15 protein-coding genes and 1 pseudogene are annotated in these 14,200 nt (G+C 59.2%); 11 read left to right on the top strand and 5 right to left on the bottom strand.

Features of this window, described 5'->3' with window-relative positions:
* Nucleotides 1–188: 188 nt before the first annotated feature.
* The 4 genes and pseudogenes from Q6D67_RS15730 to Q6D67_RS15715 all read left to right on the top strand — a co-directional run bounded on the left by Q6D67_RS15730 (nt 189) and on the right by Q6D67_RS15715 (nt 2,530).
* The gene (locus tag Q6D67_RS15730; protein ID WP_370551976.1) at nt 189–1,025 is read left to right on the top strand and encodes a hypothetical protein; all 837 of its coding nucleotides are present in this window, start codon (nt 189–191) and stop codon (nt 1,023–1,025) included.
* Between the two features lie 16 nt (nt 1,026–1,041).
* Complete coding sequence (gene istB / locus Q6D67_RS15725; protein ID WP_304706617.1) at nt 1,042–1,797, top strand: IS21-like element helper ATPase IstB; 756 nt, start codon at nt 1,042–1,044, stop codon at nt 1,795–1,797.
* A gap of 23 nt (nt 1,798–1,820) precedes the next feature.
* Nucleotides 1,821–1,937: pseudogene (locus Q6D67_RS15720) on the top strand (ATP-binding protein); the annotation flags it as partial.
* 83 nt (nt 1,938–2,020) lie between these two features.
* On the top strand, nt 2,021–2,530 hold the full coding sequence (locus tag Q6D67_RS15715; RefSeq protein WP_304706616.1) for a hypothetical protein: 510 nt from the start codon (nt 2,021–2,023) through the stop codon (nt 2,528–2,530).
* A gap of 32 nt (nt 2,531–2,562) precedes the next feature.
* Here the strand turns inward: Q6D67_RS15715 and Q6D67_RS15710 are convergent, their stop codons facing one another.
* On the bottom strand, nt 2,563–2,793 hold the full coding sequence (locus Q6D67_RS15710; protein WP_304706615.1) for a hypothetical protein: 231 nt from the start codon (nt 2,791–2,793) through the stop codon (nt 2,563–2,565).
* A 133-nt stretch (nt 2,794–2,926) separates the two neighbouring features.
* Here Q6D67_RS15710 and Q6D67_RS15705 point away from each other — a divergent pair, with 133 nt between their 5' ends.
* A complete protein-coding gene (locus tag Q6D67_RS15705; RefSeq protein WP_304706614.1) occupies nt 2,927–3,139 on the top strand; it encodes a hypothetical protein in 213 nt (70 codons plus the stop codon).
* A 371-nt stretch (nt 3,140–3,510) separates the two neighbouring features.
* Here Q6D67_RS15705 and Q6D67_RS15700 read toward each other — a convergent pair whose 3' ends face one another.
* Nucleotides 3,511–3,678: a hypothetical protein gene (locus Q6D67_RS15700; protein ID WP_304706613.1), complete on the bottom strand. Its 168-nt coding sequence runs from the start codon at nt 3,676–3,678 to the stop codon at nt 3,511–3,513.
* A gap of 439 nt (nt 3,679–4,117) precedes the next feature.
* Between Q6D67_RS15700 and Q6D67_RS15695 the strand changes: the two genes are divergently transcribed.
* From Q6D67_RS15695 to Q6D67_RS15670, 6 genes are all read left to right on the top strand, one after another.
* Nucleotides 4,118–4,936, top strand: a complete 819-nt coding sequence (locus tag Q6D67_RS15695) for an SDR family NAD(P)-dependent oxidoreductase (RefSeq protein ID WP_370551975.1) — start codon at nt 4,118–4,120, stop codon at nt 4,934–4,936.
* A gap of 91 nt (nt 4,937–5,027) precedes the next feature.
* Nucleotides 5,028–6,227, top strand: coding sequence for an amidohydrolase family protein (locus Q6D67_RS15690; RefSeq protein WP_304706612.1), 1,200 nt, complete (start codon nt 5,028–5,030; stop codon nt 6,225–6,227).
* Nucleotides 6,220–7,188, top strand: coding sequence for a Rieske 2Fe-2S domain-containing protein (locus Q6D67_RS15685; protein WP_304706611.1), 969 nt, complete (start codon nt 6,220–6,222; stop codon nt 7,186–7,188). The genes Q6D67_RS15690 and Q6D67_RS15685 overlap by 8 nt, the downstream gene beginning before the upstream one ends.
* Nucleotides 7,189–7,245: 57 nt before the next feature.
* Nucleotides 7,246–8,070 carry an acetoacetate decarboxylase family protein gene (locus Q6D67_RS15680; protein WP_304706610.1) on the top strand — a complete coding sequence of 275 codons (825 nt, stop codon included), beginning with the start codon at nt 7,246–7,248 and terminating at the stop codon, nt 8,068–8,070.
* Nucleotides 8,063–8,929 (top strand): SDR family NAD(P)-dependent oxidoreductase, encoded by an 867-nt coding sequence (locus Q6D67_RS15675; RefSeq protein ID WP_304706609.1) that lies wholly within the window; start codon nt 8,063–8,065, stop codon nt 8,927–8,929. Before Q6D67_RS15680 ends, Q6D67_RS15675 begins: the two co-directional genes overlap by 8 nt.
* A complete protein-coding gene (locus tag Q6D67_RS15670) occupies nt 8,929–9,315 on the top strand; it encodes a VOC family protein (protein ID WP_304706608.1) in 387 nt (128 codons plus the stop codon). Before Q6D67_RS15675 ends, Q6D67_RS15670 begins: the two co-directional genes overlap by 1 nt.
* Nucleotides 9,316–9,343: 28 nt before the next feature.
* On the opposite strand, the gene Q6D67_RS15665 is transcribed toward Q6D67_RS15670, so the two are convergent.
* The 3 genes from Q6D67_RS15665 to Q6D67_RS15655 all read right to left on the bottom strand — a co-directional run bounded on the left by Q6D67_RS15665 (nt 9,344) and on the right by Q6D67_RS15655 (nt 14,099).
* Entirely contained in the window at nt 9,344–10,258 is a 915-nt protein-coding gene (locus Q6D67_RS15665) for a LysR family transcriptional regulator (RefSeq protein WP_304706607.1), read from the bottom strand.
* 177 nt (nt 10,259–10,435) lie between these two features.
* Nucleotides 10,436–12,676, bottom strand: a complete 2,241-nt coding sequence (locus tag Q6D67_RS15660; RefSeq protein WP_304706606.1) for a TonB-dependent receptor — start codon at nt 12,674–12,676, stop codon at nt 10,436–10,438.
* A 25-nt stretch (nt 12,677–12,701) separates the two neighbouring features.
* A complete protein-coding gene (locus Q6D67_RS15655) occupies nt 12,702–14,099 on the bottom strand; it encodes an MFS transporter (protein ID WP_304706605.1) in 1,398 nt (465 codons plus the stop codon).
* Between the last annotated feature and the right edge of the window lie 101 nt (nt 14,100–14,200).

Here is a 14,200-nt window from a genome sequence, read left to right as displayed (position 1 = left end):
CTTCTTGATTGGCTGAACTCCCTGTAGCCGATTATGTGGCCAAATGTCCGTGGTCCGCCGGTACAGTTATTGCCATTCGGTCGTTATCCGTCACATAACGGGGATGGGCACATAACCCCGACAACCTCCTGGCCGGGGTCACCGACCCCAACCGCTACACGCCACAGATCAACGCGACCTATGCCGAGATGGCGGCCCACTACCGGACGGCGGTACTGCCGGCCCGTCCCCGTAAGCCGAAGGACAAGGCCAAGGCCGAAGTGGCAGTGCAGATCGTTGAGCGCTGGATACTGGCCCGCCTGCGTCACCATACCTTCTTCACCCTGGCAGAACTCAACCGGGCCATTGCCGGCCTGCTGCCAGACCTGAACAACCGGCCCTTCCAGGGACAGGATGTCTGCCGCCGGGACCTGTACGAACGCCTGGATGCCCCGGCCCTCAGGCCGCTCCCCGTGGCGCCCTACGAGTACGCGGAATGGTGCAAGGCCAAGCCTGGCATCGACTACCACATCAGCGTCGACAAGCGCTTCTACAGCGTCCCCCATGCCTTGGTGGGCCAGACGCTGGATGTGCGCCTGACGGCCGAGACGGTGGAGGTTTTGCATAAGGGGAACCGGGTGGCAGTTCACGGTCGTCGCGGCCAGGAGCGGTTCAGTACGCTGATGGATCACATGCCCAGCTCCCACCGGGCACACCGGGAGTGGTCGCCAGGGCGCTTCCTGAATTGGGCCGGGGACATCGGCCCCTGCACCCGACAGGTGGTGCAGCAGCAACTGGAGAGCCGGCGCCATCCCGAACACGGGTACCGCGCCTGCCTGGGCCTGCTGAGCCTCAGCCGACGCTACAGCAAGGTCCGGTTGGAACGCGCCTGTCAACGCGCATTGACGCTCCGCTCGATCAACTACCAGAGCATTGCCTCCATCCTCAAGCACGGGCTGGACCAGCAGCCGATGGAAGGCGACAGCCATCTGCAAGCCGATCTCCCGCTGCACGGCAATGTGCGCGGCGCCGACTACTACCACTAACACGAGGAGAGACACCATGTTGATGCAACAAACCCGCGAGCACCTGCACACCCTGCGCCTGACCGGCCTGTTGCAGGCACTGGAAGAACAACTGGAACAACCCGCTGCCAGCGAGCTGGGCTTTGAGCAACGCCTCGCCATGCTGGTCGACCGGGAAGTCCTCTACCGGGAGAACCGCCGCCTGGGGCGCCTACTGCGGGCTGCCAAGCTGCGCGTAAACGCCTGCGTGGAGGATATTGACTACCGCCATCCCCGAGGTCTGGACAAGAGCCGTGTCGCCTCGCTGCTGTTGCTGGACTGGATACCGAAATCGCTGAATCTCTGCCTGACCGGGCCCACCGGCTGCGGCAAGACCTGGCTGGCCTGTGCCATTGGCAACGAGGCCTGTCGGCGGGGCTACAGCGTCCGATACCTGCGTCTGCCGCGGCTGTTCGAGATGCTGCGCATTGCCCACGGTGATGGGAGCTATCCACGGCTGATGAATCAGCTGCTCAAGACCGATCTGTTGATCCTGGACGACTGGGGAATCCAGAAGGTGAGCGCCGCCCTGCGTAACGATCTGATGGAGGTGATCGAAGATCGCCATGGGCGTCGATCCACGCTGATCGCCAGCCAGCTACCGACAGAGTACTGGCACGAATACATCGGCGAGGCGACTCTGGCAGACGCCATTCTGGACCGGCTACTGCATGGTGCCTACCGCCTGAATCTCACCGGCGAATCCCTGCGGAAAACCACCAGTAAATTGACCGAACGTGACCGGTCAGTGTAAAACTACGTTNCATCGGCGAGGCGACTCTGGCAGACGCCATTCTGGACCGGCTACTGCATGGTGCCTACCGCCTGAATCTCACCGGCGAATCCCTGCGGAAAACCACCAGTAAATTGACCGAACGTGACCGGTCAGTGTAAAACTACGTTCACCAGCGAGCATCGGTGTGCAAGTCGGTCACAATGCCCGGAACGGGCGGTCACGTTCGCCGGAATATGCAGCGGTGGTAGCCTGGGTCAGAGACATCCCTTTATCGTTGCTCAACGGGCTGTTGATTGGCTATTTTGTGCTGACCGCCTATCAGGCCATCAGGCACAAGCAGGTGGGCGGCAATGACTGGCTGTTATTTGGGCTGGGTGTCGGCATCCTGGCGGGTTACGGCTACTGCATCCTGATACTGACCGGCAGCGGCGAAGTGCAACTCGGCGGCTTCAGCGCTGGCAGTTATTGGGCATTTGCCCTGATTACCCTTGGTGCGCTGCTGGGCGATCTGCGTTATTTGCTTGCCGGTGGATTGGCGGGGAAAGGGCGTCTGCTCAGGCACTTGTGGCGAATGCTGTGGCCCTTGTTCATGGCCACTGCCGCCGTGTTTCTGGGGCAGGCGAAGTTGTTTCCCCTGGCGTTACAGCAAAGTGGGGGGTTGTTTGTACCCGTGCTGACGGTGTTACTGGTGTTGCTGTATTGGTTGGCGCGAACCATTAAACAAACTGGTTCGCATAAAGGATTGCAATAGTGCCCTGCACCGGCATCTGAGGCCGGGATGTCTTATCCCGTGCCGTGATCCTGTTGTCGGCCAGCCCGGTGGGCAAAAGCCGCCAGTGGGTGATTGGTGGTGATGGCAATTGCGACCCGCTGGCCGGGCTTGATATTCTGTTGGTGGCTGACCCTGACTCTTAAACTGTATTCTGACTCCAGGCGCCCCCCGCGATCTTTGAGGGTGAGGTTGTAGAGGGGGCAGAATACTACCTGGTGGATGATTTCGTGGGGCAGGGTCATACTCTTGCCAACCTGCGCGGTTTCATAGAGCAGTCGGGCGGAATAGTCATCGGGGCGACCACGTTAACCGGTCAGCGCCGATCTGCTATACTGGCCCCGGCTCAGGAGACCCTGGAAAAATTGAGGGTAAAGCATGGCGACCTTGAAGAATGGTGGAAAAAAGTATTCGGCTACGGTTTCGACTTTCTTACAGAAAACGAAGCAAGATACCTCGACCGCTCCCCGGATGCTCACCGTATCCGAGAAGGCATCATTGCGGCAGCACGCGCGGGAAACCAGCGTGATGATGCGTGCGATGGTTAAGCAGCGGAAGGCGCAGTTGAAACAGACGCAGGAAGCGCAGTAATCTGGGCGCAAACCGAATCACACCGATAACTACCCGGGAATGGTAAGGGCGTCGATAGCAAAATGGAACGTGATCGCACTGATAATCTGGCCCACTTAGCCCTTATCCAATTGGTCACCACTGCCGGACTTTTGCCGGAATCAGTCCTGCTCGGTTGTGCATTTCGGTGCGATCTGCAACGGGCGTCACCGATAAAAGATAAATAAAATCAATCAGATGGAAATCGGTTGGTCGACTTTTAACCAATTGGTCGCTGGTTCGAATCCAGCACGGCCCACCATTTCCCGAACAAAAACAAAGACTTAGAAGGGCTCCTGCGGGAGCCTTTTTTGTCTCTGTCTAATAGATCCAGACCTGTCTAATAGAATCGGTCAGATAGTCTCAACACCGCGTCGGTAATGCTTCTGAGTGACCTGGGTAGAGGTGTGCCTCAGCAGCTTCGACGCTACCTCCAGCGACTCCCCTTCAACGGCCTTGGCGCGTAGATCGTGCTCGGTAAAGGATTCCTTCAGGATCCCGGTGTCGACTGCCTTGCGCATGTACCGTTGCCATATAGAGTCGAAGCCAGATGTTGTACCGTCCTCCTTGATGTAGGGCGTGAACTGTCGGTTGTAGAACAGGTACTGGTCTTGGTGCTGGTCGCTGTAAACCGAAGGTACGGCAGGCTGCAGGGCGATTCAAGCTGACCTACCCCGGGTTTCCTGGACACCAAGTTAAGCACGCTGTGCCTGTTGTTCGGACGCCATTGGACTGATGTTACCCAATGATACAGAGTTCCTGCGAGGCCTGCCTGGGAGCGTCTTTCGCGTAGGTGTCGAGTGTCAGTTGCATATTGCCTCCAGCTTACGTGCCTAACATGCCCACGCCAGGCGGCGTGCTCTGGATTAATCGCTGTCAGGCGTCTTCTGATGGAACTCGCGACGCCTCGGGAAACGTAGTGTTTCCCTGGAGGCAAAAAAATAACGTCCATGCCGTGCCATGATGGAGCCTGATGTTTCAATCTGGAGGCAGAAGGTGGTCAATGATTTGCGCGAGCGATATGGCCCGTGGGCGCTTGTGACGGGTAGCTCCGCTGGTATCGGTAAGGCATTCTCTGAACGCCTGGCGGCGGAGCATTTCAATTTGATACTTGTGGCGCGAAACGCTACGAGACTCAAGGAGCAGGCCGGGCTATTGGAGCGTACGCACGGTATTCGTTGCCTCCATTTATCCTGTGACCTCACACGACATGAGGATCTGGAACGTCTTCTCGAGCGTACCGGCAACGTCGACCTGGGGCTTTTCGTCAACAACGCGGGGGCAAGCAGCCATCACGGCCACTTTATAGACCGCCCCTGGTCCCAGATAGAGAAGCTGGTGGAGTTCAATACACAGGTGCAGTTGCGCCTGTTACATTATTTTGCGTGTCACCTGGCGCGGCGAGGCCGGGGCGGCATTATCCAGGTCGGCTCTATCGCCGGTCACATGTCAGTTCCCTACATGGTCGAGTATTCTGCCAGCAAGGCCTTCCAGCTCGCAGCGGGTGAGGCGCTGTCTTACGAGCTGTCGGAACGGGGAGTGGACGTACTCGTGCTCTCCCCCGGTGCCACACGCTCCGAGCGCGTCGACTATGGCATGGATGCAGCGGACGTCGTGAATTCGGGACTGACAGCGCTCGGTCGTCGTCCTAGCCTGGTACCCGGCTGGCACAACCGTTTCAGCAGCCTGCGTTTCCGCTTCCTCAATACCCGCGCGAGGGCCCTGGCGCGTATGGGGCGCTTCCAGCGTACTCGGCTTGTGCAGGGGCCGGCTGATTAGCCTCTGGGCAAAAACGATCATGGCACCGCCGTTGGTTTATCTGGCCTCGCAAGGCGGCTAGCCTGTTGAAGCATAGATGCTGGAGGCTTTTATGGATCGTTATCTGATTGTTTCGACTGATGGTCACGCGGGTTTACCTATGGAGGGCTACCGGGACTATCTGGATGCCCGTTTTCATAAGGATTTTGACGAAGCACTGCCCATACAGCGCGAAATGACGCGCAAGGCGGAAGAAAAATTCCTGATCTCGGAGTTCAATGACCACTGGCGCCAGGGTATAGAAGACCGGCTCAAGGGCGCCTGGAACGGCGCGGTGCGGGAGCGTGTCATTGATGCCGACGGCGTGGCGGCCGAGGTGCTGTTTCCTGACGGGATCACCGAAATGAACGCGCCGCCTTTCGGCGCGGGTCTGGGCCTCCGTCCCTGGGGTGTGGACCCGGAGAAGCAGTGGGCCGGCGCCCGGGCCCACAATCGCTGGATCGCGGAGTTCTGCCGCGAGGACCCGGATCGGCGCATCGGGCTTGCTATCGTGCTCATGCTCTACGATGTTGATGTAGCCTTGGCCGAGGTCAAGTGGGCCTATGACAACGGCCTGCGCGGTATTCTGATTCCCGCCCTGATGGGCGAGTACGATGCCTACAACCACCCCAAGTACTACCCGATCTGGGAGTTCTGCCAAAAACATGGAATGGTCGTGCACACTCACTCGGGCCCCTCTCCCGACTACGATTTTGAGCTGCCGGGCGCGGTCGGTGTCTACCTCACCGAGTTCGCCTGGTGGGCCGCGCGGCCGCTCTGGCACCTGATCTTCGGCGGGGTTTTCGAGAAGTTTCCCAAGCTGCATTTCGCGCTCACGGAAGTGAGTGAGTTCTGGATCCCGCACATGCTGGAGCTGATGGATGTGCGCGCCTCGGTGAAACACACCTCTGGCAAGCTGGGTGATTTCCGCAGCAACCTGACCATGAAGCCTAGTGAATACTTCCGGCGCAATTGCTGGGTAGGTGCTTCCGCGCTGTTCGATGAGGGCTCTATGGCGGTGCGCCACGATATTGGCATCAGAAATATCATGTGGGGTACAGACTACCCGCACCCCGAGGGGGCCTGGCCGCACACCCACGAGCGCCTGGTCGAGTTTTTCGGCGGCATGCCGGAGCGTGAGGCGGACCTGATTCTGGGGACAAACGCGATTGACTGCTACCAGTTGGATCGCAAGCGCCTCGAGGGTATTGCGGCGCGGATCGGCCCGGCCAAATCCGATTTTGTGGTCAAGCAGGAGGCTGCCAGTGCGTGAGCGAATTCCCATGTCCATACCGTTTGGCTGGTACTGCGTCGGTTATTCCGATGAGCTTTCCCCCGGCGATGTTCGGCCGATACATTACTTCGATCGCGAGATGGTGTTGTTCAGGACCGACAGCGGCCAGCCTGGCCTGGTCGACCCCGCCTGTCCCCATCTGGGCGCGCACCTCGGATATGGTGGCGAGGTCGTCGGCGAATCGATCCGCTGTCCCTTCCACCATTGGCAGTATGACCGCGAGGGCAGGGTCACCGATATTCCCTACGCCACGAATATCCCGCCCAAGGCGAAGGATTCTAGTTGTCTCAAGACCTATCCCGTGTGTGAGGAAAACGAGGTGATCTGGGCCTGGTATCACCCGGACGATGTCCCGCCCAATTTCGAGGTGCTGCCCCTGGACGAGATCGACGATCCCGAGTGGGTGGAGCAGGAACGCTATTTCTGGGCCTTCAACTCGCACCCCCAGGAGATCGCGGAGAACGGCGTCGACATCGCGCACTTCAAGTATGTTCACTCCATGGAGGCCGTACCCCAAGGCGAAACCACATACGAGGGCCACATCCGGCGCAGTCATGTGGAGGGGCGTCGCAAGGTCAGGAATGCCGACGGCGAGATGATGGAAATCGACAGTGCCATCGATGTGGTACAGAACGGCGCCGGACAGAAGTGGACCCGTTTCCGGGGCCTCGTCGATTACCTCTTGCAGGTGCTGGTCACCCCGGTGGATTCGGAAACGGTGGAAGTGCGCTTCGCCTACACCCACAAGCGTGTCCCCGATGATTCATTCGAACACAAGGCGCTGCGGGAGAGCATTGCCAGTACCAACGGTCAGCGCGGTCTGGAGGGTGATATCCCCATCTGGCAGCACAAGTTTCACCTGAAGGACCCACTGTTGTGCGACGGCGACGGGCCAATCATGCGCTACCGTCGCTATTTCGCACAGTTCTACGCCGACTGAACGGAGGAGACTCTTCCCCCCCGCGAATGCAATTCGACAACGATAAAGGAGATCAACATGGCACAGCTACGATTCGTGCGTAACCCCCACCATACTGCACAAAGCAGCGCGGGACTCGACTGTACGGTGACGTCTCTGCGCTCCACATATGTTACCGACCCCGCGATTCACGCGGCGCTGTTGCCCAAGCCGCTCGAAGCCGGGGATGAACCGCATATCTTTATCCAGCACGCCAACGTGACGATGCACGTCAGCCCGACTGAGGATGTCAGCGTGGGGGCTGCCACAGTGGGCGTAAAGTGCCGCTACAAAGACACCGTGGGCCACTATGTTCTGGCCATGCCGATGCAGGGCGAGTTCGTGGTAATCGGTGGCCGTGAGCGCTTTGGCGAGCCCAAAAAACTCGCAGAAGTGGCGACCATGGAGCGCGATGGCGATGCCATCCGAACCTGTATGGGGCGCCACGGCATCAACTTCCTGGAAATGCGCGGCAAGGTGGGCCGGGAACTGCCGAAGCCGGAGCCGTTCACCGAATACTTTTTCTGTCACAAGGCCCTCCCCAGCATTGACCGTGCGGATGCCTTTGACGGCCCCGTGTACCTGACGCGGCTGAACTGGGAGCGGAATTACACCCGGGTTTTCGAGGTCGAGCAACCCGAGGTGATTCTGCGAGAAAGCGTCTATGATCCGCTGGTGGACGTGCCGGTGCTTGAAGTCCTGAGTATGCAGCTCGCGGAAGGCAGCACCCGCACGAGTGGACAGATCCTGGAGGAAATTCCGGGCGAGAACCTGCTGGACTTCATTGATCAGCGTTACGATACCCCTGGACTGGCCGGTATCGACGTGGCCGTCGCCGGTGAAGGGGTGCGCGCCCATGGCTGAGCTGGACGGTATGCATGCCGTGGTGACGGGCGGGGCCTCCGGGGTGGGGTACCACCTTTGCCGCCGCTTTGCGACGGCAGGTGCAAAGGTCAGCATGGTGGACATAGAGGAAACCGCTTTGGAGGAGGCGGCCGAGACCTTGCGCAGTGAGGGCCTGGAAGTCAACCCCCAGCGGGCGGATGTTACCTCTCCAGAGGCCATGGGGGAGCTGGAGCGTCGGGCGACGGAGTGTTACGGAGAGGTCCGTATTCTTTGCAATAACGCTGGCGTGGGGATCAAGGAGGCTCAGCGCAGGATGTGGTCCCTCACGTCGAACGACTGGCGCTGGGGCTTCGAGGTCAATGTCATGGGCGTGGCAAACGGTATCAGGGCGTTTCTCCCGGGCATGCTGGAGCACGGCAAGAGCGGCCATGTGGTCAACACGTCATCGGGCAACGGTGGCCTGAGTTCCCTGCCCACTACCCCGATCTATGCCTCGACCAAGGCGGCTGTAACCAGTATGTCGGAGGTATTGCACTACCAGCTCCTGCTGGAGGAATCCGCGCTACAGGCTCATGTGCTCTTTCCGGGTCCTCACCTGGTGAATACCAATATACTCAGCTCAATGCGCAATCGCCCGCGAGATCTGCGCGATGATGACGAGCCGCTAGCCTACACCTCGATGAAGGACCTGGCCAGGGCCTCGGGCATTCAGAACCTGCAGCTTACTGAGCCGGAGGAAGTTGCCGAAACCTGTCTCCAGGGTATGCTGGATAAAAAGTTCTGGATTCTTCCTGCCAGTGAAGCGCAGGATGCCAGGATCAAGGATCGCACAGAGAATATTCTGGCACGTCGGAACCCTCAATTACCGGAGTCGTGATGACCAGCAGAGTAGGGCAGTATTGTATCAGCGTGGCTGATCTCGAAAAATCAGCGGCCTTCTATCGCGATGTGCTGGGACTGCAGGAGCAACAGCGCATTTCCATACCGGGTGCCGAGGAGATCATTCTCGGCGCAGAGGGCTCGGACGGCAAGATTCAGCTGGCGCAGCGCGATGACGTGGTGCCGCCGATTGATCACGGCAATGCCCTGTGGAAGCTCTACCTTTATTGCGATGACATAGAAGGTATCTGTCGCGAGGTCGAGGCCTGTGGCTGCAAAGTGGTTTCGGCGCCACAGCGGCTTGAACAGTGGCCCGTTATTGTTGCCTTCATCACCGACCTTGATGGTTACAGCATCGAGGTTATCGAGCGTGTCAAGGACTGACTGAGCGACCGGCTCGCTGAGGGCGCCTTCAGTGACTCACAAAGCGGCTTCTGTGGGGCCTCAGCTGGGTCTTTATGTAGTCACTGAAAAAGTCCATGAAATACCGCACTTTGGCCGACAGGTGCCGGGTGTGCGGGTACACAGCCCAGGTTTCGCGCTCGTAGCGACTCCAGGGCAGGTGGTTGAGCTTCATGAGTCGCCCCTTCCTGATGGAATCCTCCACATAGAAGTCAGGCAGTTGTACCAGGCCAATACCCTCGCGCGCGGCGGCCAGAAGGGTCGCGCCATCCTCACTCAGCCAGTTGCCGTGAACTTTGACTTTCAAGGGTTCGGGTGAGCGGGTATTGAAAAGCCAGTAGCGCTCTGGCGGCGTCAGGCAATTGTGTGACTGCAGGTCTTCCGGTGTTTGGGGGACTCCCCATTCCTCGAAATACTCCGGGCTGGCGCAGAGGCACAGCGAGTAGCAACCGAGCTTGCGCGCGATCATGCTGGAGTCTTCCAGTTTGCCATAGCGGATGTTCAGGTCGAAGCCGCCTTGGATAATATCCACATCGTGGAAGCTGGAGTGGACTTCAACCGACAATTCGGGGTGTCGGTGTGAGAACGCAGCCACAACGTTGGCCATGTAGTGTACACCGTAGCGGCTGTTGATGGCTATCTTGAGTGTGCCCCGCGGGCCTTCCAGCATCTCCGACAGAGCCGATTCCGCTTCGGCGTAGTTATCCGCCATCGACTTGCAATAGCGATAGAAAACCTCGCCGGCCTCGGTGAGCGTGAGACGCCTGGTGCTGCGTTGCAGGAGTCGTGCCTGCAGTCTGTCCTCCAGGCGCGACACTTGTTTGCTGATAAAGGATTTGGAAACGTCCAGTCGTTCCGCTGCGTTGGTGAAACTTCCGGTCTCTACAACACAGATGAACTCCTCAATGTACTCCCATCTGCCCATAGGCTACCTACTTACTATCTTAGTCACGGGGGTGAGGTTATTGCGGCGTGGCGCGGGCCTGCAGCGCCTGCCAGGCAGGCGCCGAGGACGCCCCGGATTATGCGACGGCTGCGAGGGTTGTGGCAAGGCAAGATGGCGATGGCGTCATCAAACACCCTGGACTGAAGGGTTGCTAACTCAGAATTCGTATTCGAATTCCACACCGTAGCTCCGGGGGTCAGCCCACTGGTTGACCGTGAAAACCTGAAGATTGATCCCCGTGTGCCAGTATTCCTCATCCGTGAGGTTGCGACCCCAGGCCGCGATGCGCGCCTTGCCACCGCCCAACGGGATCTCGCGCAGCTCCAACCGAGCATTTACCAGCCCATAGTCTTCAACATCTGTGGTCGGGTCGGACTCTATGTTGGTGAAGTAATCGTCCTTCCAGGCGTAGTCGGCCTGTGCAACCAGCGTACCCCAGTCGAATTCACCCAGCTCGTAGCGCAGTGAGGTGAACACCGAGTGCTCCGGGGAGTAAGTGAAGTATCGCTCATCAGAGATGTCATTGCCGTTGCCATCGATAAACTCGTCGTATTCCGTGTCAAGCCACGAATAGTTGAGTATGAAGCGCAGGGTCGGTGTGAGCTGTGCAGTCAGTTCCAATTCCGCGCCCTTCATGGTCGCCTCGCCGGCGTTGACGATCAGGATGCTGGCTTCGCGATTGAGTCTGCTCGCCTGAAAATCACTGTAGTCATTGTAGAAGGCAGACATGTTGAGCTGCAGCCGCTGGTCGAGCAGGCGTGTCTTGAGCCCCGCTTCATAGGTGAGCATCTTTTCCGGGTCGAAAGGCGTCCTGAAGGCATCTGTAGTGGCGGCGACACCATTGAAACCGCCGCTCTTGAAGCCGGTGGACACTTTCAGGTAGCCATTGACCTGGTCGGAGAAAGTCCACCTTGCGGTGGCCATCGGCGTGACCTCGGTCCAGCTGTCTTTCGCCTCGATCGGTATGAAGTCACCTCGGGCATCGTACACGGGCATATCCTGTGCGTCGCGCTGGAACACGCCGGCGTCGCGGGCAGTCGGGTCCACATCGAAAACGCTCCGGTCAACCCACACTGAGTGCACTTCCTTGGTCTCTTTGGTCCAGCGGCCGCCGACGGTAATGTCCAGTTTCCGCTCGAAAGCATCGGGCGTCCAGGTCATCTGTCCGAATACCGCCTTGGAGGTGTCGTCTGCTCCCCGGTCGCTGATGTCAAAGTTGTTGCCACCGAACTGGAATATCCACCGGGGGTTATGGGTGAACCACTCATCCTCGTAGTAAAACAGGCCGAGAACGTACTCAAGGCTTTCAGTGCTGCCCACCAGCTGTAATTCCTGAGTAAACTGTTCGAACTCGTTGTCGAGAGTAAAGCGGAAGAGGTCGAGACTGGTGCCGTCGAAGTCGGAGACGCTGAGCGTATCGAGGTCCCGATAGCCGGTGATGGATTTCAGTGTGAGGTCGCCAAGGGCGGTGTCCGGAAGCTCATAGGATAACGTCAGGGCATGGCCGCGGATGTCGACGTCGCTGGTTTCCGCACTGTTCGCGGCGATGCTGTCGGGTCGCTTCTGGCTGGTGGCAGCGTCTACCAGCGGATACAGCGGTGGAATCACAAACTGGAAGGTAGTGGAATCATAGAGCGCCAGCATGGTCGGCCGCTGGTCCGCCGAGAACCAGTCGTAGCCGTATTCGATCACTAGGGAATCGCTGGGCTGGATCGCAATATCGAGGCGCCCGCCATCCTGGTCGCGGTTGTCGAAGTCCTGCAGTCCCTCGAAGTCGTTGTCATAGAATCCGTCGCGCTCCCGGTAAAAAGCCGAACCCCGGACCCTGATCTCACCGATGCCTTCGCCAATGGTGCCGTAGGCGGGGAGGTCGAGTGAGCCGCGGGCTTCGAGCAGGCCCTCATTTCCGGCGCCAATCTGCACCGAACCGCCGAGTTCCCCGGAAGGCTTGCGAGTGATAATGTTGATTGCGCCGCCAATGGTGTTCTTGCCATACAGGGTGCCCTGGGGGCCGCGCAACACCTCCATGCGTTCGATGTCGACGGCATCGAAAATCGCACCGCTGGTTTTGGCGATGGGTACCCCGTTGAGGTACATGCCCACCGAGTTGTCCCGGCTCAGGTTGTTGTTCCTGTTGGCGGCGCCACGGATGTTGATGGAGGCGTTGACCGAACCACCCACGGTGGGGGTGATGAGGAGGCCGGGCGTGTAGTTAGAAATGCCCTCGACGTCCGTCGCGCGAATCTCCTTCAGCATTCTGGAGTTGAGAGCAGTAATGGAAATTGGCGATTCCTGCAAGTTCTCTTCACGGCGCTGTGCGGTGACGATAATTTCCTCAAGGGCACCCTGTGCGGCGAATACCGTGTTGGCGCGGGGAAGAAGCAGTGACAGTACCATTAACGAGAGACCTATGGTTCGAGTCTTATGTTGTCGCTTGTGCATGCTTTTTTCCTTCATTGGTTTGCGTCCCCAAATTAAGTTCTTCTTCTGTTGCTGACGGGGCGCCAGCAACCCGGCGCGCGGCGAGGCGGAAGTGGGGCATTCCCCACCACAGTAAAACGATGATGCAGGGCGTGATTGCCGCCGAAGCGAGTGAGATCGAGTAACGCAGCGCCTGCGGGTCTCCAAAAACGAAATCGGTGATGGTAGCGATCAGTGTCGCGCCGAGGCCGAGCCCGCAAATATTCACCAGCAGCATCATCACCGCGAGCATTTGCGCGCGGATCTCGTTGGGGGTGATTTCCATCAACGCAGCTGTTGTGACACCAACTGATACCTGGCCAAGGTAGGTGGCGACCGCCATCAGCAGCAAGGCCTGGTAGGCCGTGGGCATAAGTGGTCCCAGTACCAGTGGGAGCGCTTTAAGAGCCGCTGCCAGCCACATGACCCGCAAGTTTGCGTCACCATAACCACGAAGGGCGAGCAGACCGCTTAGCCAGCCACCAGAGAGGATCCCCGCGGCCCCACAGACGCCCAGTATCAGGCCGTAGGAGTAGCCGGCGTCACTGGGTGAGAAGCCGTAGGTCCTGATCAGGAAGGTCGGGTACCAGATGCTCGTCCCCATGGCCAGCATACCCAGGAAGGCCACGGCTGAGAGGTGGGCGGTGTAGGCCTGCCAACTGCCCCGGATGTGGTGGCCGATCTCCGCGAAGGATAGTTGCTGGGACTCATCATCGCGCAGCTTTTCCTGGCGCGCGGGATCGCGGAAGCTGTACATCAGCAGGGCCACGAGCAGCCCGGGCAGTCCAACGATGATAAAAGCCAGCTGCCAGCTCCTGAAATCCCCCAGGGGCCCCAGCGTTACGCTGTCGATACCGGATAGCCAGTCGAGGACCGCCCCCCCGATGACCAGGGCAAGCCCGCCGCCGACCGGGTAACCGAGATGATAGACACTGAAAGCCATGGCGCGCCGGGCCGGCGGGAAGCTGTCGGCGATAAGGGAAGCAGCGGCGGGGCTTAGCGACGCCTCGCCCACACCGACGCCCATGCGCGCGAGGAACAGTTGCCAGAAGTTCTTCGAGAGTCCGCACAGCACGGTCATGCAGCACCAGAATGTGATGCCCACGGCGATAATCGAGCGGCGGCTTTTGCGGTCCGAAAGTCTGGCCACAGGCACGCCGACAAACACGAACAAAAGGGAGAACGCCAGTCCCTGGAGCAGGCTGATCTCGAAGTCTGTCAATTGCAAGTCCGCCTGCACGGGCTCGACCATCAGCGTCAGGATCTGGCGGTCGATACCCGAGAAGGTATAGGCCAAGAAAAGGATCGCGACCATATACCAGGCCTGCGCTGTGGGTGGGAACCGGCTGGAGTGGCTCATTGGCCTCCCTTGATTATTATATTTTGACTGCAAACAGACGATAGCGCATTGGTTCGCGGTCAATCTATCGGTCGGGAAACACGCATTGTTTCCTCGCGAGG

This window comes from Haliea sp. E1-2-M8, assembly GCF_030649675.1.
GTDB lineage: Bacteria > Pseudomonadota > Gammaproteobacteria > Pseudomonadales > Halieaceae > Haliea.
Note: the sequence above shows the minus strand (reverse complement) of the source record. Positions and strands in the feature narration are given on the sequence as shown.